Raw genomic sequence first — 4,335 nt, forward strand, 5'->3', positions numbered from 1 at the left:
TCGACTGCTGGTTTTCTCCCTTTGGAAGCGTATGCCTGTAGTAGTTCTCTATAATCCATCCTTTCACATAAGAGGCAGTGGAGCCGGACCGAATCATCCATAGGAATCATTTCTTCTACATCCATCGATAAATATAATTGATAATTTGCTGCAGTTTGCGTATACTGGGTTTGTGTTATTTGTTTATTGGTCATAAATTAATAATACATAAGAACAGGCCCTTTGTGGTCTGTTTTTTTGTGTATACACAAAAAAGCTGTTACACAATCAATTACCTGATTGTGCAACAGCCCCTTTTTTTTATTTTTTAAGCCGCAATAGTCATGGACTAGTAGAAGAAGATATAATTCCCCTTATCATCCTCTTCCTGTGAACAACTCAGAAATATAAGAAAGCAATTGTTTTGCTAAAATTGTAGGATTATATATATAAGATGGACCGCTAGGATTCACATCTAAGACATAGATATTTCTCAAATCGTTCATCGATAAGCTAATAGCTACTTCAGACATACTTTCTTGATACGTGTTTTTTAAAGTAGTAGCAGCATTTTCAGCAATAGCCATAAGCTCTGATTCCAATAACTTTACCTCTTGACCATCGTATGTCTCTGTTAAATACTCCAGCATATCTCGCCTGTGAACAGTCGCATTGCTTCCTGCTTCAAAACTTTTCGTTTTGACATATCCACTTATGAAATCCCAATTTTTCATTTCCTTGTTCATTAAATGAACATGTATAGAAACCAAATCATCTCTATTTTCGAAAGCTGTAATACGTGGATCAACTTGGACAACATAGCTTCTTTCCTCTAATAATTCCTTTAGTTTATTTGTCAATGGAAGTTGACTGTACACTGTTTTTCTTTTTCCATGAATAAGCAAATATTTACCATGTTCAAGTTCCTTTATAACATGTTCATCATATAATGTCCCAACTTCAGGCTTTAGCACAACCTGGTGATGGGCCTCTAACATTCTAAAAATATCTCTCGTTCTCTTTACTTGTTGGAAAGGTAACATATACTCCCTGTCTGCTAGATGGTTATATAATTCAGATCGTTCGGTGAGATCATTCCAATTATTAGTAAAACTTGCTTTCTCAGACAATTCTTCATACAGCCATTGCATCTGTTTACTATTTCTCATCTTCAATCTATCAAACACTATGTCAGGATACTCTATTATTTTAGCAATCCACTCCCCATCCTCTAATACATAACCACGGATGACTCTTTCATATTCATCAACATCCTTGGGACTAAATACATAAAAATAAAATTCTTTTTGTTCTGCCAGCTTTGCAAATTCCTTGGTCAATGCATCTCGAACATGTTTTCCTACTAACATACCTATTGTAGGTTTTCCATTCGTTGACGCATTGGAGATATTGGCTATACTGGAATTAAACCGTTGCTGAAGTATCCGATCAGAACGAAATATACCATTTTCAGCAAGGTATTTCGCATAGGCTATTGTATTGACTGCTCGTTTTTCTTCGTGATAGGCAGTTTGCGGACCATTATTCGCTTCATGCATCCAGTATCTACCATTTTCATCAATTGCAAAATCCAAACCAAGTTCATCTAATGCAAAGTTGTATAACTTATCTAAATGGCTCGCTACTTCTAAGGATAGTTGCAAAATATCATGTGCGTACTTTTCTCCAAGTTCGCTATACTCATGAAGTAAAAATGTATGAAAGTCTTCTACTCTTCCTTCTGTAGCAACATTACTTAAATTACTTTTTCTATTTCCAACACGCGGGTATATGTGCGTGATTATCCAATCCCCTTGTCCATTCTTTTGGACGTGAGAGCGAATATGATACGGTTCATCATTTTTCGTGCGTGTATGAATATACCGTTGAATAATAAAACTACCTTTTTTTCTTAAAATATGCTCTTGCAACCATTTTGAAAACACATCTTGATTTAAAATTCTCTCTTTTTTATGCTCCATTAAAATGTAACGGTTGCCTTTTTTGGTAACAAAGAAAATATTTTCCCCGCGATTACTTAATAGTGATTTAAACACTACTTTATTATTTTCTTGTAAAAAGCCAAAAATATCACTTTCTTTTTGACAAAGTCTAAACGGAACAAGTAAATCAGCATATTTACGGTACTTAACCATTCGTTTAGGCAAAGAAAATTTGTTACCTACATGATAGCTTGTAAAAGGAATTTTCCGTCGTAATTCCCTTTCGATATGGGACGGTTTGATTGTTCCTATATTATTAATGACATCTGGAAAAGGAGCAGTTATTCTCTCCCAACTTCCATTTACATATGTATCAGCTTCTATCTCATTGTTCTCTAGGTCGACATCTGTTTCTGTAAAGAATAGTAAACGTGCATTTTGTTGTTGACTTTCTTTAATTAAAGCTTGAAGCCTTGGTTGAGGTAAGAACTTTACAGGATTCGCCTGTGGGGAGAACACCCCAATTGTATAAACTTTTTCAGCTTTATTTTGTCCATCTATTTCTTCCATATAGGATAACATTCTCTTTAAAAGTGGCAAAAATGAAAATTGAAGTACTTCTGTAATCTTAATGAATTTATTTGCTTCCAATAATTGAGCGACTTGCAATAGATAGTTTTCTAATTTACGCTTGTCATCTCGTAAAAACTCGTCATTCTCAAACGTCTTACTTACGGATTGCACACCTTCCACAATAGAACTAAATATAAATATTGCCTGATTGCTTTCTTCTTGCTTTACTAACTGATAAAAATATTCTGTTGCCTCAACAATGGTATGTAATATGTTGTTCGCTTGTGATAGCTGCTTTTGCGATATTGCCTCCATATGAACACTCCTAAGGGTTTAAAAACTCTTCTTTATTGTTATTATCGGATCAAAATAGAAGTAGTTTGAGAAAATATTTGGATTTGTTCCCCCATACTTTTAATATCTCTTTTACTGGTGCTCTTGATAGCCTGCTTTTTTCGTTTGTTTCATTTCCTTTACGAGTGACAATAGCGATGTATGCTTCATACTCTCTAGTTTTTTCAATCGTCATCAATTGGTTTCACAGGATTACTTTTATGATGTGCCGCTACAAACATTTGTCATAGACGTAACTGAGGCGCATACCGATGTAATAATCTTTCCGCCATTCCCACTCCTTCTGGATCAAAATCACTCGCATAATAAATGATACAATCTTTCACGGAGTCTACGTGTTTTTCCTCCTAACTTGACAATATCAACTATAACACTCCCCAAACTTCCACTTAACGGGACGGAAAATCTCTTACAACTACCGCGTTATCGCTTGCTGGGCTGCTATATTATCATTAGGTAACCCAGCCACGAAAAATATTTTACATAAATATAAAGATACTACATGCGTATTTATGCCTACACTTTTTCAATAAATCCTTCCAAATGCACTTGTTTATCCTAAGTTGGCTTGGTATTCTGATTACCATCAATGCATATGTTTTTTAGAGGTGGTTAAAAAATGCATTAGAAAAACTTGGCTTATCACCAAGCCTTTGTTTTTCTTATACGATAAACCAAAAAATCTTATACTCCCTCTATATACTAACAAAATAACTCATGAAACTTCATTGTTGCTCATGTATCTAAACTGCATACACTCCACTACTTCAAACTTCACCGTCTAGAACTTTTATCCTTTTTATCTATTTTTTGTACTCGCGCTTTTTCATATGGTTATCTTATTACTAAAGGGGGAAACGAGGCTTGAATCAAAAGCAGATAAATGATTTATTATCCACAATGAACGATTTGCTGGAAGAATTGGAAGAAATTAGAGAAAAAAGTAAGCAAGTGGATGATCAGTGTAAAGATTTAGACATTCGAGCAAGTAATATGAAGGGGAATATAAACCAATTAGCACGAGGGTTACAATCCTTAGAAGGTCAATTTAATTTAGTCACAACAGGTCACGAATTGCCCTGTTTGATGAGCGGAAACGAACTTTAAAGCCGTTTCATTTTAATAAAAGAAGGAAAAGCGGGCCATTGGGCGTGCTTTTTTGTACTAGATAAAAGCATCGAACTTTAGAATTTATAATATAAAAAACTGCCCGTAGCTCACATTAGAAGGGCAGCAGCCATATAAATAAGCTCTTGCAGACAAACTTCCTAGAAAAACCGATTCTCATGAAGAAAGCCGCAACTTTACTTATACTATAAAACTTTAAACGTTCTTATAGTAAAGCGAAAAAGCCCACTCCTTTATGATCTGCGCCCTGTCAAGTAGACAGTGAAAAAATAAAAAATTATGCCACAGTCTGGCGCCGGTATTCTAATGGTGCTAGGCTGTTTAATCTCTTTTGGTATCGTTCCTCATTATAAAATGT

The 4,335-nt window shown here is 34.9% G+C and carries 4 protein-coding genes; 1 reads left to right on the forward strand and 3 read right to left on the reverse strand.

All coding sequences use genetic code 11. From position 1 onward, the window contains the following. From HLX49_RS16980 to HLX49_RS16990, 3 genes are all read right to left on the reverse strand, one after another. Nucleotides 1-194 (reverse strand): hypothetical protein (locus HLX49_RS16980; RefSeq protein ID WP_296363393.1); only part of this gene is annotated, 194 nt, incomplete at its 3' end. 162 nt (nt 195-356) lie between these two features. Beyond that, nucleotides 357-2,810, reverse strand: coding sequence for a YheC/YheD family protein (locus tag HLX49_RS16985; RefSeq protein WP_296363395.1), 2,454 nt, complete (start codon nt 2,808-2,810; stop codon nt 357-359). 263 nt (nt 2,811-3,073) lie between these two features. Then, the gene (locus HLX49_RS16990; RefSeq protein ID WP_123059350.1) at nt 3,074-3,175 is read right to left on the reverse strand and encodes a DUF2399 domain-containing protein; all 102 of its coding nucleotides are present in this window, start codon (nt 3,173-3,175) and stop codon (nt 3,074-3,076) included. Nucleotides 3,176-3,713: 538 nt separating this feature from the next. On the opposite strand from HLX49_RS16990, the gene HLX49_RS16995 reads away from it, so the two are divergent. Continuing rightward, nucleotides 3,714-3,956, forward strand: a complete 243-nt coding sequence (locus HLX49_RS16995) for a hypothetical protein (protein ID WP_296363399.1) — start codon at nt 3,714-3,716, stop codon at nt 3,954-3,956. The last annotated feature ends 379 nt before the right edge of the window (nt 3,957-4,335 follow it).

It is taken from the genome of Virgibacillus sp., from assembly GCF_013393565.1.
GTDB lineage: Bacteria > Bacillota > Bacilli > Bacillales > Amphibacillaceae > Virgibacillus > Virgibacillus dokdonensis.

What these genes read in the sequence shown, in the direction of transcription:
- HLX49_RS16985 (WP_296363395.1), bottom strand. Translation starts at nt 2,810, where the DNA reads ATGGAGGCAATATCGCAAAAGCAGCTATCACAAGCGAACAACATATTA.